Source organism: Thermoleophilum album, assembly GCF_900108055.1.
Classification (GTDB): domain Bacteria; phylum Actinomycetota; class Thermoleophilia; order Solirubrobacterales; family Thermoleophilaceae; genus Thermoleophilum; species Thermoleophilum album.
On record NZ_FNWJ01000001.1, the window covers coordinates 479,550 to 506,499 of the forward strand.

Annotated in this window: 27 protein-coding genes; 21 read left to right on the top strand and 6 right to left on the bottom strand. The window is 68.5% G+C overall.

The features are described from left to right. The first annotated feature begins 26 nt into the window (after positions 1 to 26). From BLW41_RS02325 to BLW41_RS02385, 13 genes are read left to right on the top strand one after another with little or no spacing between them, the layout of a single operon-like run. The gene (locus BLW41_RS02325) at positions 27 to 599 is read left to right on the top strand and encodes an NADH-quinone oxidoreductase subunit B (protein WP_177169373.1); all 573 of its coding nucleotides are present in this window, start codon (positions 27 to 29) and stop codon (positions 597 to 599) included. Continuing rightward, a complete protein-coding gene (locus BLW41_RS02330) occupies positions 592 to 1,113 on the top strand; it encodes an NADH-quinone oxidoreductase subunit C (RefSeq protein WP_093115863.1) in 522 nt (173 codons plus the stop codon). The genes BLW41_RS02325 and BLW41_RS02330 overlap by 8 nt, the downstream gene beginning before the upstream one ends. After that, complete coding sequence (locus BLW41_RS02335) at positions 1,106 to 2,392, top strand: NADH-quinone oxidoreductase subunit D (RefSeq protein ID WP_093115865.1); 1,287 nt, start codon at positions 1,106 to 1,108, stop codon at positions 2,390 to 2,392. The genes BLW41_RS02330 and BLW41_RS02335 overlap by 8 nt, the downstream gene beginning before the upstream one ends. Next, a complete protein-coding gene (locus tag BLW41_RS02340; protein WP_218138197.1) occupies positions 2,389 to 3,114 on the top strand; it encodes an NADH-quinone oxidoreductase subunit NuoE family protein in 726 nt (241 codons plus the stop codon). Before BLW41_RS02335 ends, BLW41_RS02340 begins: the two co-directional genes overlap by 4 nt. Continuing rightward, on the top strand, positions 3,111 to 4,442 hold the full coding sequence (nuoF, locus tag BLW41_RS02345; RefSeq protein WP_093115867.1) for an NADH-quinone oxidoreductase subunit NuoF: 1,332 nt from the start codon (positions 3,111 to 3,113) through the stop codon (positions 4,440 to 4,442). The genes BLW41_RS02340 and nuoF overlap by 4 nt, the downstream gene beginning before the upstream one ends. Continuing rightward, the gene (gene nuoG, locus BLW41_RS02350; protein WP_093115869.1) at positions 4,442 to 7,132 is read left to right on the top strand and encodes an NADH-quinone oxidoreductase subunit NuoG; all 2,691 of its coding nucleotides are present in this window, start codon (positions 4,442 to 4,444) and stop codon (positions 7,130 to 7,132) included. The genes nuoF and nuoG overlap by 1 nt, the downstream gene beginning before the upstream one ends. A gap of 1 nt (position 7,133) precedes the next feature. After that, positions 7,134 to 8,120, top strand: a complete 987-nt coding sequence (gene nuoH / locus BLW41_RS02355) for an NADH-quinone oxidoreductase subunit NuoH (RefSeq protein ID WP_093115871.1) — start codon at positions 7,134 to 7,136, stop codon at positions 8,118 to 8,120. Positions 8,121 to 8,140: 20 nt separating this feature from the next. Next, complete coding sequence (gene nuoI / locus BLW41_RS02360) at positions 8,141 to 8,674, top strand: NADH-quinone oxidoreductase subunit NuoI (RefSeq protein WP_093115873.1); 534 nt, start codon at positions 8,141 to 8,143, stop codon at positions 8,672 to 8,674. A gap of 4 nt (positions 8,675 to 8,678) precedes the next feature. Continuing rightward, positions 8,679 to 9,299, top strand: a complete 621-nt coding sequence (locus tag BLW41_RS02365) for an NADH-quinone oxidoreductase subunit J family protein (RefSeq protein WP_177169268.1) — start codon at positions 8,679 to 8,681, stop codon at positions 9,297 to 9,299. Positions 9,300 to 9,353: 54 nt separating this feature from the next. After that, positions 9,354 to 9,653 carry an NADH-quinone oxidoreductase subunit NuoK gene (nuoK, locus tag BLW41_RS02370; protein ID WP_093115877.1) on the top strand — a complete coding sequence of 100 codons (300 nt, stop codon included), beginning with the start codon at positions 9,354 to 9,356 and terminating at the stop codon, positions 9,651 to 9,653. Then, positions 9,650 to 11,659 carry an NADH-quinone oxidoreductase subunit L gene (gene nuoL / locus BLW41_RS02375; protein WP_093115879.1) on the top strand — a complete coding sequence of 670 codons (2,010 nt, stop codon included), beginning with the start codon at positions 9,650 to 9,652 and terminating at the stop codon, positions 11,657 to 11,659. The genes nuoK and nuoL overlap by 4 nt, the downstream gene beginning before the upstream one ends. Positions 11,660 to 11,672: 13 nt before the next feature. Further along, positions 11,673 to 13,160 carry a complex I subunit 4 family protein gene (locus BLW41_RS02380; protein ID WP_093115881.1) on the top strand — a complete coding sequence of 496 codons (1,488 nt, stop codon included), beginning with the start codon at positions 11,673 to 11,675 and terminating at the stop codon, positions 13,158 to 13,160. Then, entirely contained in the window at positions 13,157 to 14,740 is a 1,584-nt protein-coding gene (locus tag BLW41_RS02385; protein ID WP_093115883.1) for an NADH-quinone oxidoreductase subunit N, read from the top strand. The genes BLW41_RS02380 and BLW41_RS02385 overlap by 4 nt, the downstream gene beginning before the upstream one ends. A 17-nt stretch (positions 14,741 to 14,757) precedes the next feature. On the opposite strand, the gene BLW41_RS02390 is transcribed toward BLW41_RS02385, so the two are convergent. Continuing rightward, on the bottom strand, positions 14,758 to 16,890 hold the full coding sequence (locus BLW41_RS02390; RefSeq protein ID WP_093115885.1) for a bifunctional diguanylate cyclase/phosphohydrolase: 2,133 nt from the start codon (positions 16,888 to 16,890) through the stop codon (positions 14,758 to 14,760). A 263-nt stretch (positions 16,891 to 17,153) separates the two neighbouring features. Between BLW41_RS02390 and BLW41_RS02395 the strand changes: the two genes are divergently transcribed. The 3 genes from BLW41_RS02395 to rpe all read left to right on the top strand — a co-directional run bounded on the left by BLW41_RS02395 (position 17,154) and on the right by rpe (position 20,490). Then, positions 17,154 to 18,785 carry an FAD-dependent thymidylate synthase gene (locus BLW41_RS02395; protein ID WP_093117258.1) on the top strand — a complete coding sequence of 544 codons (1,632 nt, stop codon included), beginning with the start codon at positions 17,154 to 17,156 and terminating at the stop codon, positions 18,783 to 18,785. A 12-nt stretch (positions 18,786 to 18,797) separates the two neighbouring features. Then, a complete protein-coding gene (locus tag BLW41_RS02400) occupies positions 18,798 to 19,604 on the top strand; it encodes a calcium-binding protein (protein ID WP_093115887.1) in 807 nt (268 codons plus the stop codon). A 214-nt stretch (positions 19,605 to 19,818) separates the two neighbouring features. Then, positions 19,819 to 20,490: a ribulose-phosphate 3-epimerase gene (gene rpe / locus BLW41_RS02405; RefSeq protein ID WP_093115889.1), complete on the top strand. Its 672-nt coding sequence runs from the start codon at positions 19,819 to 19,821 to the stop codon at positions 20,488 to 20,490. Here rpe and BLW41_RS02410 read toward each other — a convergent pair. Both BLW41_RS02410 and BLW41_RS02415 read right to left on the bottom strand, forming a co-directional pair. Beyond that, positions 20,487 to 21,236, bottom strand: a complete 750-nt coding sequence (locus BLW41_RS02410) for a hypothetical protein (protein WP_093115891.1) — start codon at positions 21,234 to 21,236, stop codon at positions 20,487 to 20,489. The two genes, rpe and BLW41_RS02410, sit on opposite strands and share 4 nt — an antisense overlap. Continuing rightward, positions 21,233 to 21,448 carry a hypothetical protein gene (locus BLW41_RS02415; RefSeq protein ID WP_093115893.1) on the bottom strand — a complete coding sequence of 72 codons (216 nt, stop codon included), beginning with the start codon at positions 21,446 to 21,448 and terminating at the stop codon, positions 21,233 to 21,235. Before BLW41_RS02415 ends, BLW41_RS02410 begins: the two co-directional genes overlap by 4 nt. Positions 21,449 to 21,518: 70 nt before the next feature. Between BLW41_RS02415 and BLW41_RS02420 the strand changes: the two genes are divergently transcribed. Together BLW41_RS02420 and BLW41_RS02425 are read left to right on the top strand one after the other, a co-directional pair. Continuing rightward, complete coding sequence (locus tag BLW41_RS02420; RefSeq protein ID WP_218138199.1) at positions 21,519 to 21,794, top strand: hypothetical protein; 276 nt, start codon at positions 21,519 to 21,521, stop codon at positions 21,792 to 21,794. Between the two features lie 333 nt (positions 21,795 to 22,127). Beyond that, positions 22,128 to 22,337, top strand: coding sequence for a hypothetical protein (locus tag BLW41_RS02425; protein WP_093115895.1), 210 nt, complete (start codon positions 22,128 to 22,130; stop codon positions 22,335 to 22,337). On the opposite strand, the gene BLW41_RS02430 is transcribed toward BLW41_RS02425, so the two are convergent. Both BLW41_RS02430 and bcp read right to left on the bottom strand, forming a co-directional pair. Further along, complete coding sequence (locus tag BLW41_RS02430) at positions 22,334 to 23,428, bottom strand: lysylphosphatidylglycerol synthase transmembrane domain-containing protein (RefSeq protein WP_218138200.1); 1,095 nt, start codon at positions 23,426 to 23,428, stop codon at positions 22,334 to 22,336. The genes BLW41_RS02425 and BLW41_RS02430 overlap by 4 nt on opposite strands. After that, a complete protein-coding gene (gene bcp, locus BLW41_RS02435) occupies positions 23,415 to 23,897 on the bottom strand; it encodes a thioredoxin-dependent thiol peroxidase (protein ID WP_093117262.1) in 483 nt (160 codons plus the stop codon). Before bcp ends, BLW41_RS02430 begins: the two co-directional genes overlap by 14 nt. 66 nt (positions 23,898 to 23,963) lie before the next feature. On the opposite strand from bcp, the gene BLW41_RS02440 reads away from it, so the two are divergent. Continuing rightward, positions 23,964 to 24,440, top strand: coding sequence for an RpiB/LacA/LacB family sugar-phosphate isomerase (locus BLW41_RS02440; RefSeq protein ID WP_093115898.1), 477 nt, complete (start codon positions 23,964 to 23,966; stop codon positions 24,438 to 24,440). Positions 24,441 to 24,450: 10 nt separating this feature from the next. Here BLW41_RS02440 and BLW41_RS02445 read toward each other — a convergent pair whose 3' ends face one another. Next, complete coding sequence (locus BLW41_RS02445; protein ID WP_143038542.1) at positions 24,451 to 25,116, bottom strand: cupredoxin domain-containing protein; 666 nt, start codon at positions 25,114 to 25,116, stop codon at positions 24,451 to 24,453. 187 nt (positions 25,117 to 25,303) lie between these two features. Between BLW41_RS02445 and BLW41_RS10850 the strand changes: the two genes are divergently transcribed. After that, entirely contained in the window at positions 25,304 to 25,756 is a 453-nt protein-coding gene (locus BLW41_RS10850) for a hypothetical protein (RefSeq protein WP_177169269.1), read from the top strand. Between the two features lie 118 nt (positions 25,757 to 25,874). Continuing rightward, on the top strand, positions 25,875 to 26,948 hold the full coding sequence (locus BLW41_RS02455; RefSeq protein WP_093115903.1) for a phosphotransferase family protein: 1,074 nt from the start codon (positions 25,875 to 25,877) through the stop codon (positions 26,946 to 26,948). The last annotated feature ends 2 nt before the right edge of the window (positions 26,949 to 26,950 follow it).

A 26,950-nucleotide genomic window follows, 5' to 3' on the forward strand; every position in this document is an offset into this window, starting at 1 on the left:
AGCGTCAGCTCCGCGCCCGTGATCTCCTGCGCGGTCAGCTCGAGGGGCGCGATCTCGAGCAGTTCGTGCAGGAGCGACTGCTTACGACCCGCTTCGACGAGGCTCTCCGCTGGGCGCGGCGCAACGCGATCTGGCCGCTCGGCTTCGGACTCGCCTGTTGCGCAATGGAGATGATCTCGATCGTCGGCTCTCCTCGAAACGACCTCGCCCGTTTCGGCGCCGAGGTCATTCGCTTCTCGCCTCGTCAAGCCGACCTTTTGATCCTCTCCGGTCGCGTCTCGATCAAGATGGCCCCGATCATCCGGCGCATCTACGACCAGATGCTGGAACCGAAGTGGGTGATCTCGATGGGCGCGTGCGCCTCGAGCGCCGGCATGTTCAATAACTACGCGTTGGTCGCTGGTGCCGACCGCTTTTTGCCGATCGACGTCTACGTGCCGGGCTGTCCGCCGCGTCCCGAGGCCCTCAACTACGGGATCCTCAAGCTCCAAGAGAAGATCGCCGGGGATCCCTCGCTCGGCTGGCGCGAGCGCTACCGTGCGCGCGGCACCGAAGAACCCGGCAACCTGTTCGACGTCGAGGAGACCGCCGGTGCCTGACGCCACGGCCCTCGAGCTACTGGCGCACCGGGTGCGCGACGCGGTCGCCGAGCAGGCGGTGGTAGCGACCGACCACGCGCACGGACGCGCGACACTCGAGGTCGCCCCCCAGCAGGTTCGCGAAGTGCTCGCCTACCTGCGTGACCGCGATCCCGAGCCCTGGCCGCTACTCGTGAGTCTCCACGGATGCGACTACTTGCCCGCGCAGCCGCGGCTCGGCGTGCACTACGAGCTGCTGTCGATGGAGCGTTGCGACCGTCTCTGTGTGAAGACGCGCGTCGGTGTCGACGACCCACGGCTGCCGTCGGTGGTCGATCTCTTCCCGGGCGCGAACTTCCAGGAGCGGGAGGTCTACGACATGTTCGGGGTGGTCTTCGAGGGCCACCCGGACCTGCGCCGGATCCTCATGCCGGAGGACTACGAAGGGCACCCGCAGCGCCGGGATTTCCCGATCGGCGGCGAGCCCGTGCTGTTCACCTTCAACGAGCGGGAGCTACCGCGCTGGTATGAGTGAGGCACAGGGCAACGGCTCGACATCGACGGCGCTCAGCGATCCGACGCGGATCCCTTACCGCGAGCGCGAGCGCTCGGTCACGCTGGAGCGGATCGAGTCGGGCGAGGACCTGCACTCGGAGCTCCTGACGATCAACATCGGCCCCCACCATCCGGCCACCCACGGGGTCCTACGTCTGCTCTGCACGCTCGAAGGCGAGGTCGTGCGCGACGTGGTGCCGATCGTCGGCTACGTCCACACCGGCATCGAGAAGAGCTGCGAACAGCAGCAGTACTGGAAGGTGATCCCGTTCGTCGAGCGCATGGATTACCTCTCGTACTACTTCAACGCGATGGCCTACTGCACGGCCGTCGAACGGCTACTGGAGATCGAGGTACCGCCGCGCGCCCAGTACCTGCGGGTGATCCACCTCGAGCTCAACCGCATCGCAAGCCACCTTTTCTGGCTAGCGACGGCGGCGCTCGACATCGGTGCGATCACGATGCTCTGGTGGGGATTGCGCGACCGCGAGCACGTGATGGACCTCTTCGAGATGTCCTCGGGACAGCGGATGCACACCCGCTACTTCCAGATCGGCGGCGTGATCGAGGACATCCCGCCCGGATTCGAGCGCAAGTGCCGCGACTTCTGCGCCTTGCTGCCGACCCGACTGGACCAGTACGAGGCGCTGCTCGACCAAAACGAGATCTGGCTACAGCGGCTAAAGCACACTGGCGAAGTGCCCGCCGAACGGCTGCTCGCGCTCGGCGTTACGGGGCCGCTCTTGCGCGCCGCCGGTGTGCCCTGGGACCTGCGTAAGACGATGCCGTACTCGTCGTATGACCACTTCGACTTCAAGATCCCGGTCGGCACCGTCGGCGACAACTACGACCGCTATCGCGTGCGGCTAGCCGAGATGCGCGAATCGGTGCGGATCGTCGAGCAAGCGCTCGACGGACTGCCCGAGGGCCCCTACATCACCGGGAACCGCAAGGTCGCGTTGCCGCCCAGACACGAGCTCGCGACCTCGATGGAGGCGCTGATTCACCACTTCAAGCTCGTCACCGAGGGCTTCCGAGTGCCGCCCGGAGAGGTCTACTCGGCGATCGAATCGCCGCGCGGCGAGCTGGGCTGCTTCGTGCTCGCGGACGGCTCGGCGAAGCCTGCGCGTGTGCACATGCGCGACCCGAGCTTCGTGAACCTGCAGGCGCTACCAGAGATGGCGAGAGGCGGTCTGATCGCGGACCTGATCGCTTGCGTCGCGATGCTCGACCCGATCCTGGGAGGGATCGACCGGTGACCTTCCTTGCCGGACCCGAGCGGGAGCCGCGGGTATCCCCTCCGGTGAGCGTCGACATGCCGGAGGGGTGGGCGCAGGCAACCGGTGGTCGTGACCCACAGGTGGTGCCGGATCCGGCGGAGGTCAAAGTCCCCGAAGACCTGCGCGAGCAGATCGAGCGGCTGATCGCCCGCTACCCCGACCGCCACTCGGCGGCGTTGCCCGCACTTAGCGCGGCCCAACAACGCTACGGGTGGTGCTCACCGCGTGCTCTGCTCGAGGTCGCCTGCGTGATGCAGGTGACACCGGCGTATCTAGCGGCCGTCGCGACCTTCTACGACATGCTCCGCACGCGTCCGGTGGGACGCCGCTACGTCTACGTCTGCACGAGCGTTTCCTGCCATCTGCGCAACGCCCGCGCGGTGTATGAAGCACTCGCCGAGGAAGCCGGCAAGCAGGGGCTCGAGGACTGCGAAATCCGTGAGTTCGAATGCCTCGGCGCCTGCGACATGGCGCCGATGGCGTCGGTCGACGGACGCTACGTCGGGCCGCTGTCGGTGGCGGACGCCCGCGAGCTCGTGAGTGCGCTGCGCGAGGGCCGCGAGGTACTGCCGGGTCGAGGCCTTGGCGACGCAAACTACGCGCTCCCCTGGCAGCGGGGCGAGGAACATCCGCTTCCAGCCGGGCCGGTGCGCCCGCAGGTACATCCCGCCGGCGGCATCGCGGGGGAGATCAGCGAATGAGCTTGGTGGAAGTCCTCACCCAGCACCTCGACGTGCCCAACGCGCACGAGATCGACGTCTACGAGCGCCTCGGTGGCTACCGAGCAGCGCGCAAAGCGCTGCTCGAGATGACGCCTGACCAGGTGCTGGCCGAGCTCGAATCGTCGGGACTGCGCGGTCGCGGCGGCGCCGGCTTCTCAATGGGGAAGAAGGCTTCTTTCATCCCCAAGGGGGCGATGGACAAGTACCTCTGTTGCAACGCCGACGAGTCGGAGCCGGGGACCTTCAAGGACCGTCTGATCATGCAGCGCAAGCCGCACCTGCTGATCGAGGGCTGCATCATCGCCTCGGTCGCTGCCGGCGCCAATAAGGGTTTCATCTACATCCGCGGCGAGTACGAGCTTCAGGCGCGCGTGCTCGAGCGAGCGATTGCCCAGGCCTACGAGCGGGGCTACCTGGGACGCAACCTGCTCGGCTCTGGTCACGACTTCGAGCTGGTGCTGCATCGCGGCCAGGGCGCCTACATCTGCGGCGAGGAAACAGCGCTCCTCGACTCCCTCGAGGGGAAACGCGGCAACCCGCGCCTGAAGCCACCATTCCCAGCCAATCAGGGTCTCTATCGCGGGCCAACGCTGATCAACAACGTCGAGACGCTCTCTTGCACTCCGCTGATCATCGACCGCGGGGCGGAGTGGTTCCGCTCGCTCGGCTCGGAGCAGTCGACGGGACCGAAGATCGTCTCGGTCTCGGGCAACGTGCGGCGGCCCGGGAACTACGAGATCGAGCTCGGCACGCCGGTGCGCGAGATCATCTACGACATCGCCGGCGGACCGTGGCCGGGCAACGAGGTGAAGTGTTTCTTCCCCGGCGGTTCGTCGGCTGCCGTGCTCGGCCCCGAGCACCTTGACCTGCCCTACACCTTCGAGGCGATGCAGCAGGCCGGGTCGATGCTCGGCTCGGGCGCGATCATCGTGGTCGACGAGACCCAGCCGATCGTGCCTCTGGCCCTGCGGCTCGCCGAGTTCTACCGCCACGAGTCGTGCGGCAAGTGCGTCCCCTGCCGTGAAGGGACGAACTGGACGGTGAAGCTGCTCGCGCGCATCGAGCGCGGTGAAGCGACACCGATGGATCTCGACCTGCTGGCCTCGATCCAGGAGAACATCATCGGCAACTGCCTCTGCGTGCTCGGGGACTCGATGGCGGTCCCGGTCAGCTCCCTGTTGCGCCGCTTCCGCAGCGAGTTCGAGGAGCACATCGAGCGCGCCCGCGCCGAGCGCGAGCGCGAGTTGGCGCGGGCGGCCGAGGCCGAGGTCGGGCTTGTAGCGCTTGCCGCTGGGGGTGATTCGTAGTGGCGAGACCCGAGCGGCGCGAGGTCACCTTCGAGATCGACGGGCGCGAGGTCCGGGCGCCCGAGGGCACGATGCTGGTCGACGCTGCCCGCATGGGCGACGTCGAGATTCCTTACTTCTGCTACGAGCCGAAACTCGGCCAGCCGGTCGGTGCCTGCCGCATGTGCCTGGTGCAGATCGAGGGCATGCCAAAGCTGCAGACGGCGTGCTCGACACCGGTCAAAGAGGGAATGGTCGTGACGACCGTTTCGCCGGAGGTCAAGCAGGCGCAGAACGCGGTCGTCGAGTTTCTACTCGCCAACCACCCGCTCGACTGCCCGGTCTGCGACAAGGGTGGCGAGTGCCCGCTGCAAGACATCTCCTACGGCTGGGGTCCGGGAAGCTCGCGCTTCACCGAACCAAAACGCCACTTCAAGAAACCGATCGAGCTTTCGCCGCTGATCGCGATCGACCGCGAGCGCTGCATCCTCTGCTACCGCTGCGTCCGCTTTTCACAGGAGGTCTCGGAAGATCACCAGCTGGTCTTTCTCGAGCGCGGCGACCGCACGTTCGTCGGGACCGCCGACGGTTCGCACTACATCGCGCCGTTCAGCGGCAACGTGATCGAGCTCTGCCCGGTCGGTGCGCTGACTTCGATCCCTTACCGCTTCCGCGCAAGGCCCTGGGACGTCGAGGAGGACGGCACCGTCTGCACGCTCTGCCCGAGCCAATGCAACGTGCGCCTGACGATCCGTGACGATCGCCGCGTACTGCGTGTGCTGGCCCGCGACAACCCGGCCGTCGACGACGGCTGGCTGTGCGACCGCGGGCGCTTTGGCTACCAGGCGTTCCACAGTCGCGAACGCATCGTCCGACCGCTGGTGCGGGAGGGAACGGAACTCGTCGAGACCTCGTGGCCACGAGCGCTGGAAGCAGCCGCCGAGATCCTCGGGCGGGCCGGCACCAAGGCAGCAGCCCTGGTAGGCGGCTCCGCAACCAACGAAGAGGGCTATCTCGTGCAACGCTTGCTGCGCGAGGCGCTTGGGTCGCCACACATCGACTCGCGTCCTGCACCCGCGCCCGATCCCGAACTCCTACGGGCCTGCGCCCGGCCCGAGCTGGCAGCCACCGTCGCCGACATCGATCACGCCGACGCAGTGCTCGTGATCGGCTGCGAGCCGGTCGACGAGATGCCGATCCTCGACCTGCGCATCCGCAAGGCCGTTCGTCGCCACGGCACCAAGCTCTTGTTGATGACGCCGGCACCCTCGCGCCTCGACCCGCTCGCCCGCGTGGCGGTTCGCTACTTGCCGGGAGCGACCAGCGCCGCGATCGAGGCACTGCTCGCAGCGCTCGGCGAGGAGCAAGGGCCGGCGCCCGGTCTCTCCGCCCTGTGCGCGCAAGCAGGGCTCGTTCGCGGCGTGCGTCCGGGACCGCCGCTCGATGTGCGCTTCAACGGTGCGGCGGCGCGGCCGCTCGATCCGGAGCAGCCAGAGCGCGCAGCCGAGCACCCCGAAGAGCTCCTTGAAGCGCTCGCCGCACAGCTCCGCGCGGCAGGCGACGTGGTCGTGATCGTTGGCGAGCGAGCCCTCGTCGCCGGCGGCGAGGAAAGTCGAGCCCGCCGGGCTCTTCTCGCTCTGCTCCGGCGCCTTGGCGTCGGCGAGCAGACTGGCGCACGCCTGATCGAGGTTCCTTTCGGTGCGAACGGTCGCGGCCTCCGCGAGGTCGGCTGCCTACCGGGGCTGGCGCCGGGGTTGCAAAACGCCAGCTCACGTGGGCACGCCTGGGTCGACTTGCCCGCTGCGCTCGCAGCTGGCGAGGTGTCGGCGCTGCTTTTGTACGACAGCGACCCCCTGCGTGGCTGCGGCGACCGGATCGCCTGGGAGCGCGCGCTGCGCGCTCGCTCCGCGGGCGTTGTCGCGTTCGCGCGCTTCCGCGACGAAGTGGTGGAGCGCTACGCCCAGGTGGTGCTGCCCGCCGAGGTCTACGCGGAGAAGGACGGGACGGTCGTGCACCCCGATGGGCGGCTTCAGCGCGTACGGCAGGCAATCGCCCGCGCCGGCGAGGTGCGCTCCGGTCTGCGCGTACTGTGCGAACTGGCGCGCAAGCTCGGGGCCGATTTCGGCGAGGGGCTGCTGTCGAGCGAAGTGACAGCCCAGGTCGCCGCGGCGGTTCCCTTCTACGCCGGCGCTAACGCCGCTCGGATCGGTGGCAAGGGCATCCGTTGGCAAGAGCTGGCGGGCGCCGCCGCCCCCACTGCCGACGCTCCGCCCGCCGACGCGCCCCAGGCGCCTGCCCCGGCTGAGCACGCCGACGGCGCCGCCGGCGCGCCTGCTGGTGTCATCCAGGTAGCAGCGCAGCCGGCGCTGTGGGCTTGCGAGGAGACCCGGCGGGCTCCGGCCCTGCGGTTCTTGAGGCCCCGTCAGCGGCTCGCGATGTCCCCCGCCGACGCAAAACAGTGGAGCCTCGCGAACGGCGACCTGGTGCGTCTGCGGGTCGGCGACCACCAACTCGTGTGCGAGCTGGCGGTGCGCAGCGCGGTGCCGGCCGGGCGTGCGTTCCTGATCGAGGGGCTCGGGGCCGAGGGCGCAGAGGCGCTGCTGGGCGGGGCCGCTATGCGGGCGTGCTCGATCGAACGGCTAGGACGCGCAGCGAAAGTGGCGGCGTCGGGCAACGGCCGCGTCGAGGCCTCCTCCCGACCGCGGAGGTGACGTGGTGATCGAGACCGTCGCCGTGCAGATCGCCAAGTCGCTTGTGATCTTCCTCTTCGTGCTCCAAGTGGTGCCGCTCGTGCTGCTGGTGGAGCGCAAACTGCTGGGTCGTTTCCAGTCCCGCTTCGGACCGAATCGGGTGGGGCCCTTCGGGCTCCTACAGCCGCTCGCCGACGTGCTCAAGCTGATCTCCAAAGAGCAGTCCGCGCCCGCCACCGCGGTGCCCTGGCTGATGGCGCTCGCACCCGTGATCTCGATCACTTGTGCCGTCGCGACGCTTGCGATCATCCCCTTCGGGCCGTTCAACGCTTGGGGCGGCGAGTTCGGCCTGTACGGGATCGACGTGCCGATCGGCCTGCTTTGGTTCTTCGCCTTCGGCTCGCTGTCCTTCTACGCGTTCCTGCTCGGTGGTTGGGCGTCGGGGTCGAAGTACTCCTTCCTCGGTGCGATGCGGTCGGCCGCGCAGCTGATCTCCTATGAAGTGGCGCTCGTCCTCTCCCTCGTAGGCGTGGCGATGACCGCGGGCTCCCTGTCGCTGGTCGACATCGTTGAGGCACAGCGCGACATGTGGTTCGTGGTGCCCCAGATCGTCGGCTTTTTGGTCTTCCTGGTGGCAGCCTTCGCGGAGACGGCGCGAGCACCGTTCGACCTGCCGGAAGCCGATGCCGAGATCGTCGCCGGCTACAACACCGAGTACGGCGGCATGCGCTTCGGCTCCTTCTTCATGGCCGAGTACATCGAGGTGATCGCCGTCTCCGGGGTTGCCGTTGCCTGCTTCCTCGGTGGCTGGCACGGACCCGGCCCGATCGCTCTAGCGCCGCTCTGGGTGGTGGTGAAGATGGCGGCCTTTGTTCTCCTTTTCATCTGGGTTCGGGCTACGCTGCCGCGGCTCCGCTACGACCAGCTGATGTCGTTCGGCTGGAAGGTGCTGCTGCCGCTGGCGACCGCCAACGTCGTGGTCACCGCAACGGTGCTGGCCCTGACCTGAGCACCCAAAACAGTCAAGCGATGCCTTACCCACCGACAGACGACGTGATCGAAGTCCAGCGCGGGCCCGAGCCGGGCGGGCTGGGCGGGGCCTGGCGCGTCTTCGCAGCGACCCTGCGCGGCCTGCGTACCACGCTCGCGCGAGTCGCCGAGGGTCCGGTGACGATCCAGTATCCGGAGCAGAAGACGCCCGTCTACCCGCGCTTCCGCGGGCGCCACAAGCTCCACCGGTTCGAGGACACCGGGCTTGAGAAGTGCGTCGGCTGCTCGCTCTGCGCGGCGGCCTGCCCGGCCGAGTGCATCCGCGTGGTCGCGGCCGAGAACGACCCGGATAACCCGGTGTCGGCGGGAGAGCGCTACGCCGCCGTCTACGAGATCAACATGACGCGCTGCATCTTCTGCGGTTACTGCGAGCTCGCCTGCCCGTTCGACGCGATCACGATGGGCAACGACTACGAGCTCGCCGATTACAGCCGCTCGGACCTGATCTTCACGAAGGAGATGCTGCTCGCGGATCCGCCCGAGCACACGCCGCTACGTCGCGAGGGGGAGTAGCGAGGTGCTGGCGGAACAGATCCTCTTTTTCCTCGCCGCCGCCGTCGCACTGGGGGGCGCACTGGGAGTCGTCGCCGCGCGCAATCCCTTCTACAGCGTCCTCAGTCTGGTCGTCCACCTGATCGCGCTGGCCGTGCTCTTCCTGCTGTTGCGGGCGCAGTTCGTGGCCGCCGCGCAGGTCGTCGTGTACGCCGGCGCGGTCGTCGTCATGTACCTCTTCGTGGTCGCCTACGTCGGCGGCGAGGCCGAGCGGATCGGCGAGGAACGAACGCCCATCGTGACGTCGCTGGCGCCCCTCTTCGCGGCCGCCCTGTTCATCGAGCTGTTGATCGCGATCGCTGGCTCCGGGCTCGCTGGGCTCGACACGAACGGGCCTCGCACCGGCCTCGGTTTCGGCGGGCCGGGCGAGATCGGCGAGCTCTTGCTCGAGCGCTTCCTGCTGCCATTTGAAGCGGTGAGCCTCGTGCTCCTTGCGGCGGCAGTCGGCGCCGTCGTGCTGGCGCGCCGGCGTCGCGGGCTCGAAGACCTCGAGCAGGAGCTCCGAGCCGAGCCCGTGGTCGAGTCCGACAGCGGCGCTTTTCGCCTCGGACCACTCGCGCGCGCGGGGGTGCACGGTGGCTGGTAACGGCAAAAGCCTCGCTAGCGAGTGCGCGAGCCCTGCGCAGGAGGGAGGGGCGGCGTGAGCATCGGCTGGTATCTAAGCCTCGCCTCACTGCTCTTCGCAATCGGCGCGGGCGGCGTGCTCGTACGGCGCAATCCGCTCGTCGTACTGCTCTGTCTGGAACTCATGCTGAACGCCGGCAACCTCGCGCTGCTCGCCTTCGCACGGATGTGGGGCGACGGCGCCGGGCAGGTCTTCGCCTTGGTCGTGATGGTGATCGCGGCCTGTGAAGTGGTCATCGGGCTTGGCATCGTCGTGGCTATGCACCGCCTGCGCGTACCGATCGACGTCGACGAGTTGAGGGGCCTGCGCGGATGAGCACCACTGCCTGGGGTTGGCTCGTTCTTGCCTGCCCGCTCGCCGGGCTACTGGTCGTGAGCGCTGGCTGGCCGCGCTGGCGCGGGGTGTCCGCGGGGGTGGTCGCGAGCGCCGCGATCTTGGCGAGCTTCGCGGCCAGCGTGGGAGCACTGCTCGCACTGCTCGACCACGCACCCGAGGCGCGCACCTTTACCGACTCGCTGTTCACCTACGCCGATGCCAGCGGTGTGCGCGTGGGGATGGAGATCCTCGTCGACCCGCTTTCGGTCTTGATGTGCCTGGTGGTGTCCGGAGTGTCGTTCCTGATCCACCTCTACTCGGTCGTTTACATGCGCTCCGACCGGGGCTACACGCGTTACTTCGCGTACCTCAACTTCTTCGTCTTCTCAATGCTGCTGCTGGTGCTTGCCGGCAACCTCGTACTGTTGATCGTCGGTTGGGCGTTCGTCGGCGCCGCCTCGTACCTCTTGATCTCCTTCTGGTATCGGCGTCGTACGGCTACCGCTGCTGGCGCTGAGGCGTTCGTGATCAACGTGATCGGCGATGTCGGCCTGGTGTTGGGCGCCTTCCTGCTCTTCGATCGCACCGGTGTACTCGACTGGCAAGGCCTCTTCGAGCACGTCGGGAGCGATTTCGTGCGCAACGAGGGCACGCTCGTGGCGGCCTGTCTTCTGCTGCTGCTGGGCGCCTTCGCGAAGTCGGCGCAGCTGCCCCTCCACACCTGGCTACCGAATGCGATGGAGGGTCCCACGCCGGTCTCGGCGCTAATCCACGCGGCGACGATGGTGACCGCCGGTGTCTACCTGATCGCCCGCGCCCACCCGATCTTCGAACTGGCCCCCACCGCCAGCGACGTGGCGGCAGTCGTCGGCACCTTGACGCTTCTGTTCGCTGCCTCGGTGGCGCTCGCGGTGACCGACCTCAAACGGATCATCGCCTACTCGACGATGTCGCAGATCGGCTACATGATCCTCGGCGTCTCGGTCGCTGCCTACGGTGCGGGGCTCTTTCACCTCGTAACGCATGCCTTCTTTAAGGCCCTGCTGTTCATGGCTGCCGGTTCGGTGATCGGTGCCATGGGGGGCATTCAGGACATCGACCGCATGGGTGGACTGCGCCGCGCGATGCCCTTCACTTACGCCTGCTTCGTGGCGGGCGCAGTCGCTCTCGCCGGACTACCGCTGACCAGCGGCTTCTTCTCCAAGGACGCGATCCTCGCCGCGACCTTCGAGCGGGGCGGTGGCTACACGTTGCTCGGAATCCTCGGTTATGGCGCCGCTCTTTTGACCGCGATCTACGCCTTCCGCATGGTGTTCAGGGTCTTTCACGGTCGACCGGTGCCCGAAGCGCAGGCCCTCGAACGCGGCGAGCTCGCGCACCATGAGCCACACAACCCGCTAACCGGGGAGCCGGAGGACAACGACGTCGGCTACCCGGGTCCCGAGCATCACGTTGCCGAGCGCTCGCTCGCGATGAAGGCCGCGATGGCGCCGCTCGCGGTGCTTTCGCTGGTGGCAGGTGCACTGCAAATCCCGGGAGTGACGCACGTCATCGACACCTTCCTGGAACCGACCTTCCGCGACTCGGCTCTCAACGATCTGCGACCGGCGCCCGGCGAGGAGTGGCTCGGCCTGGCGCTCGGTGCGGCGATCGCGCTCACCGGGCTGTGGCTCGCCCACCGAGCATGGGTCGCGCGGCCCGATTTGCCGACGCGGCTCCGTAGCCGCTTCGGCTTGCTGCACCGCGCACTAGTCGAGCGCTGGTACTTCGACCGCGCCTATCAGCTCGTTTTCGTTGAAGGCACGCAGCGACTGGCCGCGAGCGCTCGGCGCTTCATCGAGCAACCGGTGGTCGAGGGCGCCCTGGTGGGCGGCACGGTGGCACTGGTGCGCGCCGGTTCCGCCGTCGTGCGTGCCGCTCAAAGCGGCTTCGTTCGCGCCTACGCGTTCGGTGTCGTCGGCGGCGTGCTGGTGGCACTGCTCTGGTTCCTCGCGAGATCGACCTAGCTCTAGAGACGAGATGCATCTACCGCTCTGGATAACGATCGCCCTGCCCGCTGCCGCGGGACTCGTTGCGGCACTGATCGGGGGACGCCTGGGCCGCGCGGTCGCGGTCCTCGGCTCGCTTGCCGTCGCGGTCATCGCGCTCGACTACTTCTTCTCCTATCCGTTCGGGTCCGGAAGCCTCAAACACGTCGTCGACGAGCCCTGGATCCCGCAGCTCGGTGTGCGCTTCCGGCTCGGCCTTGACGGGCTGTCGCTCGCGCTATTCGCGATGACGGCGGTCGCTTGGCTGCCGGCGACCGTCTGGAGCGTGCTTCACCGCCCCGAGCGCGAGCGCCAATACCTGTTTTTGCTCGGGCTCGGCGAGGCCGCGGTGCTCGGTGCTTTCGCAGCACAGGACCTCGCGCTCTTCGTCGTCTTCTTCGACCTCATGCTGCTGCCCTTCTACCTGCTGATCGGCAGCTGGGGAACGGGGCAGCGGGTGCGCGCCACCACCTTGTTTGTCGTCTACACGCTGGTCGGCTCGCTGCTGATGCTCGCGGCGGCGATCGCGCTTGCCGTCTTGGCCACGCCGGCGGGCTCTGCCGTGTCTTTCTCACTGGCGGATCTCGCCAACCGACCGCTCGACGCCGACACCCAAAAGTGGGTCTTCGCGCTGTTCGCGCTCGCCTTCCTGATCAAGGCACCGGCTTTCCCCTTGCACGCCTGGGCACCGGCGGCCTATCGAGCAGCACCGTGGCCGGTGGCGGCGCTGCTCTCCGCGGTGCTCTCGAAGGTCGGTGTGTACGGCTTCCTGCGGTTGGCGTTGCCGCTGCTGCCACAGGGGGTCGAAACCTTCCAGGTGGCGATCGTCGTCGTCGCCGTCGCGTCGATCCTCTACGGCTCCGTGATGGCGCTCATTCAGGACAACGTGCGGCTGGTCGCGGTCTACTCGTCGATCGCCCAGCTCGGTTTCATCACGCTCGGCATCTTTTCGCTCGATCCCAAGGGCGCCCAGGGGGCGGTTTTCCAGATGGTCAACCACGGCCTGGTGTCGGTCCCGCTGTTCTTGATCCTCGCCGCCGTCGCGGCGCGCGCCGGCGGCTCCGAATCGCTGCGTGAGCTCGGTGGACTGGCAGTGCGCGCGCCAGTGCTCGCGACGGTCTTCTTGCTGGTGGCTCTGTCGAACCTGGCGATGCCGGGCACCCCGAACTTTGTGGGCGAACTGTTTGTGCTGTTCGGCGCGCTCGACGGCGTCGCGGTGGCCGGATTCGTGGCGAGCGTCGGCGTCGCGCTGGCGGCCGCCTACACGCTGCGGCTCTTCCAACGCACGATGCACAACCCACCCGGTCAGGCCGTGACCGCCCGCGAGCTCGGACGCGGCGAGCTCGCCGCGCTGGTTCCGATCGTGGCGGCGATCGTCGCGCTGGGCGTCTATCCGCAGGCGCTGCTTGGTCGCGCGAAGGCCGCAAGCGCCGCGCCGGTCGCCCAAGTCGTTGGCGCCAGCGAGAGGAGCACACGGTGAAGGTGCTGCTCCTGCCGATCGTCGCGACCCTCGCGAACGGTCGCTTCGAGGCCCCCGAGATCGACTACGGGGACCTCGCGACGCTTTTTGTGCCGGTCGGCGGGGCGGTTGTGGTGCTGCTGGTCGCGCTGCTGCGCGGCCGCTTCGTCCGCAACCTGCTCGTTCCCGCCCTCGCTACCGTCACGCTGCTAGCGACGATCGGCGCGTCGCTTGCAACCTGGCAAGCCGGCCCGCGCGCGCCGACGCTGGCGGGAAGTTTCAAAGCCGACGCGCTGACCCTGGCGGTGGCGTTGATCAGCTCGGTCGCCGGACTGGTCGCGCTGGCGCTCGCCTCGCCCGCGCCGCCGAGCCCGGCCGCGCGGGCGAGACGCGAGGCTGGTCCCGGCGAGTGGGCGGCGCTGCTCTTGATCGCGATCGCAGGCATGGTGCTGCTGGCCGGGGCGTCGTCGCTGGTCAGCCTGTTCGTCGGTATCGAGCTGCTGTCGCTGCCTCTCTACGTGCTCTGCGCAACCGAGCTGCGGCGCCGACGCTCGCTTGAAGCGGGGCTCAAGTACTTGGTAGTCGGGTCGGTCGGTTCGGCGACGCTCCTCTTCGGCCTCACGTTGATCTACGGTGCGACCGGCGCGACCGAGTTCGCAGCCGTCGCCGATGCCGTTGGGCGACGCGTCGCCAGCGGCGATGCACTGCTTTTGAGTGGCCTCGGTTTGGTCTTGGCGGGCCTTGCCTTCAAGGCGTCGGTGGCGCCCTTCCACCAGTGGACTCCGGACGTCTACGAGGGCGCACCAACGCCGGTGACGACCTTCATGTCGGTCGCGACCAAGGCGGCCGCGTTGGTCGTGCTCGCGCGCCTGTTGGGTGAGGCGCTGCCCGCTCTCGAAGACGTCTGGATGCCGGCGCTCGCGGCCCTCGTGGTGGTGAGCACGCTGGTCGGTAACGTCGGCGCGCTCGGCCAGCGCTCGCTCAAGCGGATGCTCGGCTGGTCCGCGATCGGGCAAGCCGGGTACATGCTCGTGGGGCTGGCCGCCGGCGGTCGCGTGGGAGTGTCAGCGCTGAGCTTCTATTTGGCGGCCTACGCCCTGATGAACCTCGCCGCGTTCGCCATCGTCAGCGCCTACGAGGGGCGCGAGGGGCTCGCTGACGACCTCGACACGCTGCGCGGGCTCGGCCGCGAGAACCCGCTGTCGGCTTGGTCGATGACGATCGCGATGTTGGCGCTCGCGGGCTTCCCCGGGACGGTTGGGTTCGTCGGCAAGTTCACGCTGATCGACGCCGCGGTGAAGGGCGACCGGACGTGGCTGGGAATCGTGATCGTGGTCGGGTCGATGATCTCGCTCGGCTACTACCTGCGCGTAGTCGCCACCGTTTGGATGAGTCCGGCTGCGGCCGCGCGTCCCGATCTGCCCGCTGTCGTCCCCGCTCCGGTCGCCGGCGGTTCGCCCGAGGTCGATCACCGCTCGCCCAAGCTCGCGCTGATCGTGGCAGCCGCCCTCGCGGCGCTCTGCGTCGCGGCGTTCGCGTGGCCCGAACCGTTGTTCGACCTGGCGCGCGACGCCGGTTCAGCGCTCGCGTTGCCGCGATAGTGAGGTAAATGGAGCGCTCAGGCCGCAGCTGGCAGGCTGCCGCGCTCGATCACCGCAGCTAGCGCCTCGACGCAGGCTTCGTCGAACTGGGTTCCGGCGTGGCGCCGCAGCTCCTCGAGCGCCAGCGCGGCCGGCCGCCCTGGGCGGTAGGGGCGATCGGAAGTCATCGCTTCGAAGGCGTCGGCCACGAAGATGATCCGCGCCTCCAGCGGGATCGCTTCACCGCTCAGGCCGTCGGGGTAGCCGCGCCCATCGACCCGCTCGTGGTGATGAAGCACCCAATCCGCTTCGTCGGCGAGACCGGCCCCGGAGACGATCATGTGGCCGATCGTGGTGTGGCTCTTCATCACCTCGTACTCGTCGTCGGTAAGCGGACCCGGCTTATGGAGAATCGCGTCGGGGATCCCGATCTTGCCGACGTCGTGCAGTAGCCCGGCGGTGCGCAGCTTGGCGATCCGTTCTGCCGAGAGTCCCAACTCGCTCGCGATCAGCACGCACAACGCCGACACCGTCTCGCAGTGCGAACGGGTGTAGGAGTCCTTGGCATCAACCGCCCGCGCGAGCGCCGTCGAGAGCGCTGCGGTGTCGGCACCGAGAGCGTCGCTCGCTGACGTCTCGCGTTCGATACCAGGCCCCCAGACGACCACGCCGCGCCGCGTCGCCCGAGCCGCCTCGAGGGCCGAGCGAGCGCGCTTGAGCAGCTCGTCGGAGCGCAGGCCAGGCGTGCGCTCGGCGACCCCGATCGACAGCGCCGCCCCCCGCGTTCCCGTGCGCGCTGCCGTGGCCTCGCTGATGCGCTCGGCGATCAGCAGCGCATGCCACGAGCGAGCGTCCGGCACGAGTACCGCGAACTGGTCGCCACCGGTGCGAAAAGCCTCCCCGTCGATACCCGCGGCGCGTCGAAGCGCGTCGCCGATCATGCGCAGATAGCGATCGCCTTCCTCGTGGCCGAGCTCGGCGTTGATCGCGCCGAGACCGACCACGTCGCAGAGCAACACGGCGAAGGTGCGGCGCGGGTTGCGCTCGAGCTCCGCCAAGCGCTGTTGGAACCGAGCGTGCGGCGGAAGTCCGGTAAGCGCATCGAGCGGGCCCGCCTTGGTGGGCAGTCCGCGGCGCGCTAGCTCGCTGAGCGAAAGCTCACGGACGGCGAGCGCCAAGCTCGCGCTCGCCGCCAGGGTTGCGAGCAGGGCGAGTAGCGCGGCGCCCCGCGGTAGCTGCGCGACCACGGTGACGCCGGCGAGCACCGCACCAAACAGCAGAAGCGCTGCCGGGATCGCGATTCTCGCGCGCGGCGGCGTTCTGATCGCGACCCGCGGCACCGCCGGTACGAGCGCAGCAGCGGCGATCAGGAGCGGTCTGAGAGTCCAGGCTGAGTCGACGACACCGCCCCCGCGCCAGATCCCATGGGTGGTTTCGGCGAGCCAAAACACGTCGGCCACCGCTCGCGCCGAGTAAGCGAGGGCGAGCAACCCCCACACCGCCCCCGGCCGCCCGCCGGTGAAGAGGAAGGCGGTAGCGATCGCCGTCAACACGGTCAGGTCACCGACGACGTAAGCGAAGTTGGTGATGATCGCTGCCTGCGACGCATCGATCGCGCGCGTGACCAGCGGCAAGGCGAAGGCGGTGGCGAGCCCCCAGACGATCAGGAACACCGCTGCTGCCTCGAGCGCAAGGCCAGCGTCCCGCCGCTGGACGTCGCGGACGTCGCGACACCTACGGAGCGTGGCGACCGCGAACAGGTCGGCGGCGTACACGATCAACCAGATGCCGTCGGCGAGCGACGGATAGGGGACCCGCGCGGCGTCGGCGTACGCCGCCCAGTAAACGAGCCAACCGATTCCTGCGAGCGCAAGAGCGACCGCGAAGGACGCCCACGCGATGCGCTCGCGCGGCTCATAACGGACGCGCCACGCGATCAGCGTCGCCGCGCCGAAGTAGATCGCCAGCTGGATCGCGCGACGCGCCGGATCGAGAGCGTCCAGACCTAGCCCTGAGAGGAAGTGCAAGAGCCAGAGCAGCGCGAGTGCGGCGAGCGCGAGCGCCCCGGGCGCCGCTCCACCCTCGATCCCGGAGAGCCCGCTCGTCAACCAGCTCGGTGCCCGTGCGACGAGCGCGCCCCGTTTCTCTGTTTCGGCTGTTGAATGACCCACCCGAGCGTCCCCGTCGGGCGGCGTCCCCGCAAACGCCGTACCGCCCTCAGAGCCGATGCGTTCCCACTCTCAACATCGGCACCACACGCCTCTCTCCGAAGTTACGGCCGCCTACGTCTACCTTCCGCCGAGGCGCCCGCCCGTTCAGCGAGCGCTCAACACCCAGCTTCGCAGAGGTTGTGAGCTTCGTCACGCGCTCGAGCCAGCGACCGCGGCGCTCCTTAGACTCGCTCCCCACCGTCAGCTCCGCGCCGACGTCACCGATGCGCTTCGACTACCCAACCGAAAGCTTCTCCGCCGAGGAGCGCCGCCTGCTCGAACCGTTCTTTACGAACCTCGACCGCCCCGTCTTCGGCCTGCGCAACCTCCCGGAGACCGTCAAGGGCGCGCTGTTCGCTCGTTACTCGCGCTACCCGGGCACGCTGCGGCGCTTGTTTCTCGAGGAGTTCGTCGACGGTCTCGACGTCGCTGCAGCGGCCCGTCTACCACTCGACGAGGGGGAGCGCGCACGCCGCCTTTACGAGCGCGTTTTCCTGGGCTACGGCGACGACTCGGTCGCTCAGCTGGGAGGCGCGCACATCGCCTGCGAGTGGGTGTCGAACGCCCTCACGAAGGTGCTGGAGCGGGGCCGCCTGGCCGCTTACCTAGAACAATCGACCCGCTACATCCCCTACGACCAGCCGATGCCGGACGGTCGCTTCCGCTACTGGCGCTGCCCGCAGCTCGGCGAGCCCTATGTGCGCACCATGGACCGCCTGTTCGAGCTCTACGGCGAGGCGCTCAGGCGCGCCGAGCACTGGGTCGCCGAGCGCTTCCCACGGCGCAGCGACGAGGACGAGCGGGCATGGCACCGAGCGGTACGCGCCAAGGCGCTCGACTTGGTGCGCGGGCTGCTACCCGTAGCGTCGCTCTCGCACGTCGGCATCTTCGCCTCCGGTCAAGCTTACGAGCAGCTGCTGCTGCGGCTGTTTTCGAACCCCCTCCCGGAAGCTCAGCAGATCGGTGAGCTGCTGCTCGCCGAGCTGGAGTGCCTAATCCCGAGCTTCGTCGCGCGTGTGCGACGAGCGGACCGCGGCGGCGTCTGGATCGACTACCTGCGCCGGCGCCGTGAGCAAGCCCGCAAGGCCGCCGAGCGTCTGGGAATTGCGGCCGGTCAGGAGCTCGACGAAGGCCCCTACGTGCGGCTCACGAACGCGCGCGGCAGCGAAGAGGAGGCGCTGGCGGCGCTGCTTTTCGAAGTCTGCGAGTTGCCGGAGCAGGAAATTCGCGCGGTCCTGCGCGGACTCGGCGAAAGCGACCGTGCAGCGCTCTGGGAGGAGCTGGTCGGCGAGCGACTGAACCGTCGACACCGGCCGGGTCGGGGGCTCGAAGCCCTTTCCTACCGCTTCGAGATCGTCTCCGACTACGGCGCTTTCCGCGACCTCCAGCGCCACCGCCTGCTCACCTGTCAGTGGCAGGCGCTGTCGCCGGCGCTCGGCGCCGAAGTGCCACCCGAGGCTGCCGCCGCAGGTATCGACGATCTCTTCGAGGAGGCGTTTGCGCTCTCGCGCGCGGAGTACGAGCGTGTAGCCGCCGAGGTCGCGCCGGAGCTTGCGCCCTACGCTCTCTGTCTCGCTTTCCGGATCCGCTACGTGCTCGATCTCAACGCTCGCGAGGCGATGCACCTGATCGAGCTCCGCTCGGGACGCGAAGGACACCCCTCGTACCGAGCCGTCGCGCTGGCGATGCTCGACGAAATCGCCCGCGTGCATCCCCACGTCGCTCGGGCGATGAAGCACGTCGACCGCTCAAGCGAACCCCGGCTCGAACGTCTCTTGGCCGAGATGCGCAGCGCCCGCAACTTCCCTCGCGGGGAGTTGTTGGAAGGGGCATCCACCCCAGTCGAGCGACGCTAAGGAGGATGCCCCATGAAGCACCGTAGCAAGGCATTGGTGCTGTTTACGACGGTCCTACTGGCGCTCGGCGCCGTGCTCGCGAGCGCGGCGCTCGCGGCGAAGATCGTTGGCACCAACGGCGACGACACTCTCAACGGCACGCCCAAGCGCGACCGCATCTCGGCGCTTGCTGGCAACGACAAGGCCTATGGCCGCGCCGGCAACGACCTCCTGCTGGGCGCGGCCGGCGACGACTTGCTGGTCGGCGGCGCCGGACGCGATGCCATCTTCGGCGGGAGCGGTAACGACCGGATCTTCGGCGACGCCCAGGTCTCGGCGGCACGCCACCTGCCGCGTGCCCTCGGCAAGCGACTGCCGCGGGGCGACCGCTTGCACGGCGGTAGCGGCAACGATGAGCTGTACGGTGGCGCCTTCCGCGACGTGATGTCCGGCGGCAAGGGCGACGACGTCCAGTACGGGGGCCAGGGTGACGACTTGATTTACGCCAACCAGGGCCGCGACCGCTCGTTCGGTGGTCCGGGCAACGACGTCCTCTGGGCGTTGGCACGAGCGGACGTCACGGCACCCGGTGATCCGGAGGGCGACGAGCTCGACGGCGGCGCGGGCAACGACACCTTCCGCGTGCGCGACGGCGAGGTCGACAAGATCACCTGCGGACCGGGGTTCGACCGCGTCTACGCCGACCAGTACGACGTCATCACCGACGCCACCGAAGCCGACCCGACCGGGTCTTGCGAGCTCGTCCAGCGCAAGGACGCGAAGGGCTCGAGCGACAGCGCCGAGCAGCGTCAGCAGGCGCAGCCCGAGGATCGTTCCTGATCTCGGCTCGGTGGGCGCTTACGCTCGCGCGGTGTAGTCGCGAGTGCGTCCCCGTGAGCGTGACAGCGGGGCCGGGCGCGTGCGCCCGGCCCCGCTCGTTGCGCTAGCTTCGCGAGCGTTGAGTGACCGCCACGCAAAGAGCGCGCCCCCGCGCCCGCGGGATGACCGCTTGCCGACAGGAACGCGGCCCGGCGGCGATCGCCGCGCCGAAGCAATGGATGGGATCGAAGTCGCTCCTTCGATCCTCTCGGCCGACTTCGCTCGCCTAGCCGACCAGCTGGAGCCGCTGCTAGCGGCAGGCGTTCGTGTTGTCCACCTCGACGTGATGGACGGTCACTTCGTTCCACCGATCACCTTCGGGCCACTGATCGTCGCGGCGCTGCGAGAGCAAGTCCACGGGGCCGGCGCGTGCCTTGACGTGCACTTGATGGTCGAGCGCCCGGAGCGCCATCTGGAGGCGTTCGCCGAGTCGGGCGCTGACTCGGTGACCATCCATCTCGAGGCAACCCCACACCCGCACTACGCGCTGACGGCGGCACGGCGCCTCGGTTTGCGTGCGGGAGTGGCGCTGAACCCGGGAACACCCGCCGGAGCGGTCGCCGAGCTCGGCGACGCGCTCGACCACGTGCTTTGCATGACGGTCGACCCGGGGTGGGCTGGCCAGCGCTTCATCGAGCGAAGCCCGGAGAAGGTCGCGCGCCTCCGCGAGCTGCTGCCGAGCGACGTGCCGATCCAGGTGGACGGCGGCATCGACGTCGCCACGGCGGTCGCCTGTCGCCGTGCGGGTGCCCAGCTATTCGTGGCAGCGTCGGCGATCTTCCAAGCCGGCGACGCGGTCGCCGCTTGGCGGGAGCTCACGCGGGCGGTGCGCGCGCCCGCTGCCTAGCGTGTCGTCGAGGGCGGCGGCCAGGGCTCGGCGCGACCGCTCGCCCACGCTGGTCCCCGTCCCCCTGGCCAACGATCGGCAAAGAGCAGGGCAAGCGCTACTAGCCAGAAGACCTGGAGAATCTGCGGGCCACCGCCGAGGGGAATGACGTGCAGGGCGCCGACGAACACACCCACGAAGCCGACGAAGCGCGAAACGAGCCCTGCTCGCATCGCCGTCACGCTGGCGAAGACGATCGACGCCGCCGTCAGCAGCGTGCCCACCAGCGCGAGCGCCAACGGCAACTGGCTGATCCCCTTGATCAGCTCCTCTGCCCGCCGCTCGCCCGCGGCACCACGGGTGGGTGAACCTTGCGCGAAGTCACGGGCTACGTCGAGCACCGCCAGCTGTCGCCAAACCGTGCCGACCACAAGCAGCGCCGTGGCCAACGCCAGGAGCCAGAGCGCCCAGCGCGGAACCGAGGGCGTGCGCGCGGCCGCGGCCGCCAGCAAATAGGCGACGGCGCCGGCGAGCCCGACGATCGCGAGCGCCTGAAACGCTGTGGAGACCAGAATTTCCGTGCGCGCCGCGTGGTAGTTGAGCAAGCGCAAGTGGTCGGACTCGGCCCGGCTTAGGTCGGCGACAACGATCGCGATCAACGCTCCCGCCGTCGACACCGCTCCCAGCACTGCCGCCCCGGCCGCCAGCGGCGCGAGCCGTCGCTCGCGTTGGAGCGAGGCTGCGGTGGCGCTGTGCGACTCGCTCATGCGGGGCTCTGGCGCGCTCGCCGGCGCGGTCGCAGCGGCGTTACCTTAGGGTCGTCGAGCGGCTGCGGTGGGTAGTACTCGACGTCCTCGGGTTCGGCGAGTCGGGAGATCTTCTCGCCGACCCACAGGAGCGCGTCGAGCAACGGCGCGGCGAGCCCGATCAGCTGCTCGAAGCGTTGGCGTCGCCGTCTCTGCTCAGGAGTCAGATACATGCGCGGATCTCGTCGCTGGAGCGACCGAGCGACGATTGGTCAAGAGAGTACCGGCTACTAGGATCGAGTCGTGGCCAGCGAAGATCCCTTCGGACTGTTCGGCGACCCCGAAGAGCTGAGGCGGCGGATGGCAGAGTTCGCCGAGCAGCTGCAGGGCGCGCAGCGCGTCGCCTGGGCCGACAACGCGATTCGACTAGCCGTCGAGATGACCGTGGCGGCGCTCGCCCGGATCAACGTGCAGGGCACGCCTGAGCAGCAGACCGAGCAGCTGGCAGCGGCGATACGCCGGCTGTTTCCCGAAGCCGTGATTCTCGTGCGGGAAGCGCGCGAGGGCTTCGGCACCTGAGCGCCTGCGCGTTTGCGCCTAGCGCCGTGTCGGCGTCTGCATCTGCGCCTCGCGCGTCGCGTCGGTGCTGCGCCTGCTAGCGACGTCGCTTGGCCTTGTTGGCTGCCGCCGGCTGCCTGGGGGGAGAGAAAGTGAGGTATCGGCCCTTGACGGGGTAACCGCTACAAGAGACGCCCCGCCCGCAGCGGACCACCCCGCAGCGTAACCCGCCCCCAGCGGACCCCACCCGGAGTGCTTCCCCCGACAAAATGACGTGCATCCGAGAGCTCGCATACGATTTCGCCTACGCGATCTCGAGAGCCTGGGACCGAGCGCCGATGAGGGGTTAGCAGGATGCCGTTCTGGAGGTGTGAGCGCTGCGGTGAGCGCGTCTACAGCGCGACGCCGCGCCCCCGTAAGCGCGAGTGCCCAGCGTGCGGGCACACCCTTCCTGAGCTGAGCGAAGACGACCCGCCGAGCCGCGACTTCGACGGCAACGGCAGCGACCCGAGCGGTAGCGACCCCGCCGAGGGACCGGTGGTCGGCCCAGAGCTCGGGCGCTAGCCCACGAACGGGGCCGGTCCGGGCTCGTCGCCCCGCGTCGACGTCGTGGGTGCCGGCTCACCACGTGCGCGATCGGCGCGGCCCTGCTCGACCACGTCGCGGAAGCTCCGGAAGCGGAAGATCCGGACGACCGCGAACAGCCCGAGTACGAACGTCAAGGTCGCGACGGCGAGTTGTTGGCCGACTGAGTAGGCGGTCACCACCGGCGCCGAAGCGGTGTCTTTGAACACCGTCACGAGCAGCGCCTGCTGAACCCCGGCCCCCTGCGGGGTAAAGGGAACTGCTGCAGAGACAGCGTTCACTCCCAGCACCAGCAAGACGTTGCGCACCGAACCGCCGATCCCGAAGGCCTCGAGCAAAAACCAGAAAGCGGCGCACCTGAACAGCCAACCCAACGCTTGGACGGCGTAGACGCGACGCAAGAAGGCTCGCCGATCGCGCAAGATCGAGAGTCCCCGTCTGATCTCGCCCCAGAAGTGCGCGACGCGCGCGGAGAGCACCGCGATCACTACGAAAACGGCGATCAACAGAACGGTCAGGAGCAGGAGCGCCTCGCGCGGGTGCGAAGCGAGCCAGGAGAGATCGAAGGCGTTCAAGCGCGCGAAGTCCGGCGGCCGCGGAAACACCCCTTGGCTGAACGCGAAGAGCAAGACCAGGAGGCCGACCGTGACGTCGAAAACGGCTTCCACCAGGAAACTCGACGCGACCGCCGGGTAAGTCGCTCCGGGCACCGCGATACGCGTCAGAAAGAGGCGCACTACATCACCCCCGCGAGCCGGAAAAACAGCGTTGAAGCCGTAGCCGGCGATGTACGCCCCCCACACCCTCCGGAAGCGAATCGGCGCCTGCGGGTAGGCGTAGCCAAGGATGTTGTAGGAGGCCCGCGCCCGCAAGGTCAGGTAGATGGTGAAGGCCACAAGCGCCACCAGCAGGTCGACGAGATCGACGCTGGCCAGACGCGCGAAGAATTGGTCAAGGGCGTCGAAGAAGGCGCGGAAGGAGTCCCCGAGAGCGGCCGCCGGCAGCCACCCTACGGCCGGCGCGGCGAGCCAGCAGTGGCCGCGCCCACGGACCGCCTCAGCTCGCGCCAAGGAGCTCGAGCACGCGCTGATCGTGCTCAGCCGGACGCACCTTGCGCAGCACGTGCTCGACACGACCATCGGGACCGATGATGAAGGTCGAGCGCTCGACACCGAAGCTCGTCCGGCCGTACATCTTTTTCTCGACCCACACTCCGTAGCGTTCGGCGACCTCGTGGTCGGGATCGGCGAGCAAGGTGAAGGGTAGGTCGTGCTTCGCGGCGAAGCTCGCCAGTCGCGAGGGCGGATCGGGCGAGACCCCTAGGACCACGACACCCGCCTCGCGATAACGGTCGTAGTTGTCGCGCACCCCGCATGCCTGAGTCGTGCAGCCGGGAGTGTGCGCGCGCGGATAGAAATAGAGGACCACGCGTTGACCGCGAAAGTCACTCAGGCGTACCGGCTCGCCCCGGTGATCGAGCAGCTCGAAGTCCGGCGCCGTGTCCCCCGGCTTCGGTCCTTGTGTATCTGGCGTCGTCATTGCTCGTCGACCGCTCGCAGCTCGCCCGACGCAGGCGCGTCGATCGCGCGAGGCTAGCATCGCGGCGTGCGTTTCTCGATCTCTGCCGACGAGCGAACAGGTATCGCGGATCTCCTGGAGAGCGAGCTGCGTGCTCGCGGTCACGAGGTGATCGTGCACGGTGCGCTCGACGAGCGCGAGCGCCCGGACTGGGCCTACGCGAGCGAAGCGGTCGCCCGCGACGTCGCGGAAGGTCGCGCTGACCAGGGAATCGTCTGCTGCTGGACCGGCACCGGCGCGTCGATCGCCGCCAACAAGGTCGCCGGCGTGCGCGCCGCTCTCTGCTTCGACGCCGAAACCGCACGCGGTGCCCGCCGCTGGAACGACGCCAACGTCCTGGCCCTGTCGCTGCGCTCAACCAGCGAAGCCGAGCTGCGGGAGATCCTCGACGCTTGGCTCGAGAGCGAGCCGAGCGAGGACCCGGTCGACCGCGAGAACATCGAGCACTTGCGAGCGATCGAGCGCTCCGCGCTACGCACCGCGCAAGGCGAGGTCGCAAGCTAGCGGCCTCGCCTCAGCGGACGGTGAATGAGCGGCTGCGCTTCGACGCGCGGTTGGCGGCGAAGTCCTGAGCGACCACCGCAACCTTGTACTGACCCGGCCGCAAGCCCTTGAAAACGAGCTTTGCGGAGCCTGGTCCCAGCGTCTTGATCGTCGACCGGGCGCTCCGCCCAGAAAGCTGGACCTTCGCCCGCACCTTCTCGGAGAAGCGCACCGTTACGCTCACCGAGCCCTTCGCTGGACGGACCGAGAGGCTCGTAATGCGCGGCGGCGTGCGGTCGGTGTCGGCGTTGCCGACGACCACCCGCGCACGCATTTCGCGCGGGTGGACTTGGCAGATGTAGCGGTAGACGCCGGGCGTAGTGAAGGTGCGGCGGAAGGTTCCGCTGGTGACGATCCGGGAGCGGAAGGGAACCGGGGCGAGCTCCTCGGCGGCGACGTTGTGGGGGCTGCGACCGACCCACCGCCACTCCACGGTGTCGCCCGGCGCGACGCGTACCTCGGTGGGCTGGAAGAAGTTGTCGCCAACCGTGACCGTGCGAGTCTCGCCAGCCAGTGCGAGCCCGGCCGACGCGAAGAGAACGAGACCAGCGCCACCTCCGAGCGCGACCAGCTTGGTGCGCGGACGCCAACGTCGGTTGCGCTGCGAAACCTTTGCGCGGAAGTCGGTGGGGTTCATGTGACCAGCGTAAACGCTGCCTGCTTTCGCCGGGTTCAGTTCCAAAGAGACTTGGCAGCAGCGCTGATCGCGCGTAACTTTGCCCCAGCCTCAGGGGTCGCGGGCTCGCCGATCAGCGGCGACAGGATGCGGCCGCAGTCACATCCGAGAGCGATCGGCACAAGCCACGAGCAGAAACGGAGGAGCAATGCCGACCAGTTCCACGAAAAAAAGCAACAGCGCAGCGAAGGGCAAGAACGCGCTCAAGAGCAACGGATCACTCGACCGCCTGACGGAGTCGCTAGAAGCGGCACAGGCGGCATTGCGCGACCTGCGCAAGGAGGTCAGCAAAGGAACCCGGGAGTTGCTCAAAGACCTCGACGCCGCGCTGCGCAACGCTCGCAAGAACTTGACCAGCGCGCGCAGGACCGTCCTCAAAGACCTGCAGGAGATACAGAAGGCAGCCACCGGCAGCGCCCGCCGGTCCGCAAGCTCTGCGCGGCGCACAAGCACATCGAAGACGAGCCGCACTGCCGCTAAGAAGAGCAGCTCGAGCCAGTCCCGTGCGCGCACCAAGCGCTCCGCTGCCAGTGGCACGGCGCGGACCAGCGGCCGCGGCGCCTCCGCCACGGGCGGCGCGGGCAGTTCCTCTGGCTCCTAGAGCCGGGGCGCGCGAACAACGCGACTTCCCTTACACAAACCCCGCCCACGTCGTCGCCGCAAGGGAACTCGGCGTCCGCGACCTGAGCCCTGACGGCGGTTAGGATTGCGCGTCCGCGATGCCGCTTAAGAACGTCGTTCGCACGAGGGAGGAGGCGGCGGCACTTGACCTGCCACCGCTTGTCGTGCTCGAACCGCTCGAGCGGTTCCTCGATCAGCACGGTCTCGGCAGTGGGCAACTTTCGGCACGCCCGATCGGTGAGGGCCACTCGAACGTCACCTACCTGCTCGAACGGGGAGGCGAGCGCTTCGTGCTGCGGCGCCCTCCTCGCCCACCCCTGCCTCCGAGCGCGCACGACGTGCTCCGCGAAGCGCGGCTGTTACGAGCACTCGAAGGCACACCGGTGCGCGTGCCGCGGGTGCTAGCCGTATGCGAGGACGAATCGGTCCTCGGCGTGCCCTTCTACGTGATGAACTTCGTCGAGGGGACGGTGGTCACGAGCGAACTGCCGCCAGCGCTCGACGTCCCCGAGCAGCGCCGACGACTCGGTGAGCAACTGATCGACGCGCTGGTCGAGATCCATCAGGTCGATTGGCGCGCGGTCGGGCTCGAAGGCTTTGCCAAGCCGACCGGTTATCTCGAGCGCCAGCTTCGTCGCTTCACTGCTCTCTGGGAGCACAACAAAACGCGCGAGCTGCCGGTCGTTGTGGAAGTCGGCCGTTGGCTCGCTGCGAACATGCCGGAGACCCCCCGGACGACGATCGTGCACGGCGACTACCGACTCGGCAACGTGATGGTCGCCAACAACCCACCGGCACGGATCATTGCGATCTTCGACTGGGAGATGTCGACGCTGGGCGATCCACTCGCCGACCTCGGCTACCTCACCATCACCTGGTCGGAACCGGGCGACCCCGAGACGATGTTCAGCGCGCTATCGGCAATCACGCGTCGCGAGGGTTTTCCGTCGCGCCGCGAACTCGTCGAGCGCTATGCAGCGAAGACAGGCACCGATGTCGGCGATCTGCGCTGGTACCAGGCGCTTGCCCTGTGGAAGGCGGCAGTGTTCATGGAGGGCAACTACAAGCGCCTACTGGCCGGCACCACCGACGACCCCTTCCTGCGGATGTTCGATCGCGGCGTGCCGCAGCTCGCGGAAGCCGCTCTCGAGTTGACGCGTCAACACGCCTGAGC

What these genes read in the sequence shown, in the direction of transcription:
- BLW41_RS02380 (WP_093115881.1), top strand. Translation starts at nt 11,673, where the DNA reads ATGCATCTACCGCTCTGGATAACGATCGCCCTGCCCGCTGCCGCGGGA.
- rpe (WP_093115889.1), top strand. Translation starts at nt 19,819, where the DNA reads ATGGATGGGATCGAAGTCGCTCCTTCGATCCTCTCGGCCGACTTCGCT.
- bcp (WP_093117262.1), bottom strand. Translation starts at nt 23,897, where the DNA reads ATGACGACGCCAGATACACAAGGACCGAAGCCGGGGGACACGGCGCCG.
- BLW41_RS02455 (WP_093115903.1), top strand. Translation starts at nt 25,875, where the DNA reads ATGCCGCTTAAGAACGTCGTTCGCACGAGGGAGGAGGCGGCGGCACTT.
- BLW41_RS02415 (WP_093115893.1), bottom strand. Translation starts at nt 21,448, where the DNA reads ATGTATCTGACTCCTGAGCAGAGACGGCGACGCCAACGCTTCGAGCAG.
- BLW41_RS02400 (WP_093115887.1), top strand. Translation starts at nt 18,798, where the DNA reads ATGAAGCACCGTAGCAAGGCATTGGTGCTGTTTACGACGGTCCTACTG.
- BLW41_RS02425 (WP_093115895.1), top strand. Translation starts at nt 22,128, where the DNA reads ATGCCGTTCTGGAGGTGTGAGCGCTGCGGTGAGCGCGTCTACAGCGCG.
- nuoL (WP_093115879.1), top strand. Translation starts at nt 9,650, where the DNA reads ATGAGCACCACTGCCTGGGGTTGGCTCGTTCTTGCCTGCCCGCTCGCC.
- nuoF (WP_093115867.1), top strand. Translation starts at nt 3,111, where the DNA reads ATGAGCTTGGTGGAAGTCCTCACCCAGCACCTCGACGTGCCCAACGCG.
- BLW41_RS02410 (WP_093115891.1), bottom strand. Translation starts at nt 21,236, where the DNA reads ATGAGCGAGTCGCACAGCGCCACCGCAGCCTCGCTCCAACGCGAGCGA.
- BLW41_RS02335 (WP_093115865.1), top strand. Translation starts at nt 1,106, where the DNA reads ATGAGTGAGGCACAGGGCAACGGCTCGACATCGACGGCGCTCAGCGAT.
- BLW41_RS02395 (WP_093117258.1), top strand. Translation starts at nt 17,154, where the DNA reads ATGCGCTTCGACTACCCAACCGAAAGCTTCTCCGCCGAGGAGCGCCGC.
- BLW41_RS10850 (WP_177169269.1), top strand. Translation starts at nt 25,304, where the DNA reads ATGCCGACCAGTTCCACGAAAAAAAGCAACAGCGCAGCGAAGGGCAAG.
- BLW41_RS02445 (WP_143038542.1), bottom strand. Translation starts at nt 25,116, where the DNA reads ATGAACCCCACCGACTTCCGCGCAAAGGTTTCGCAGCGCAACCGACGT.
- nuoI (WP_093115873.1), top strand. Translation starts at nt 8,141, where the DNA reads ATGCCTTACCCACCGACAGACGACGTGATCGAAGTCCAGCGCGGGCCC.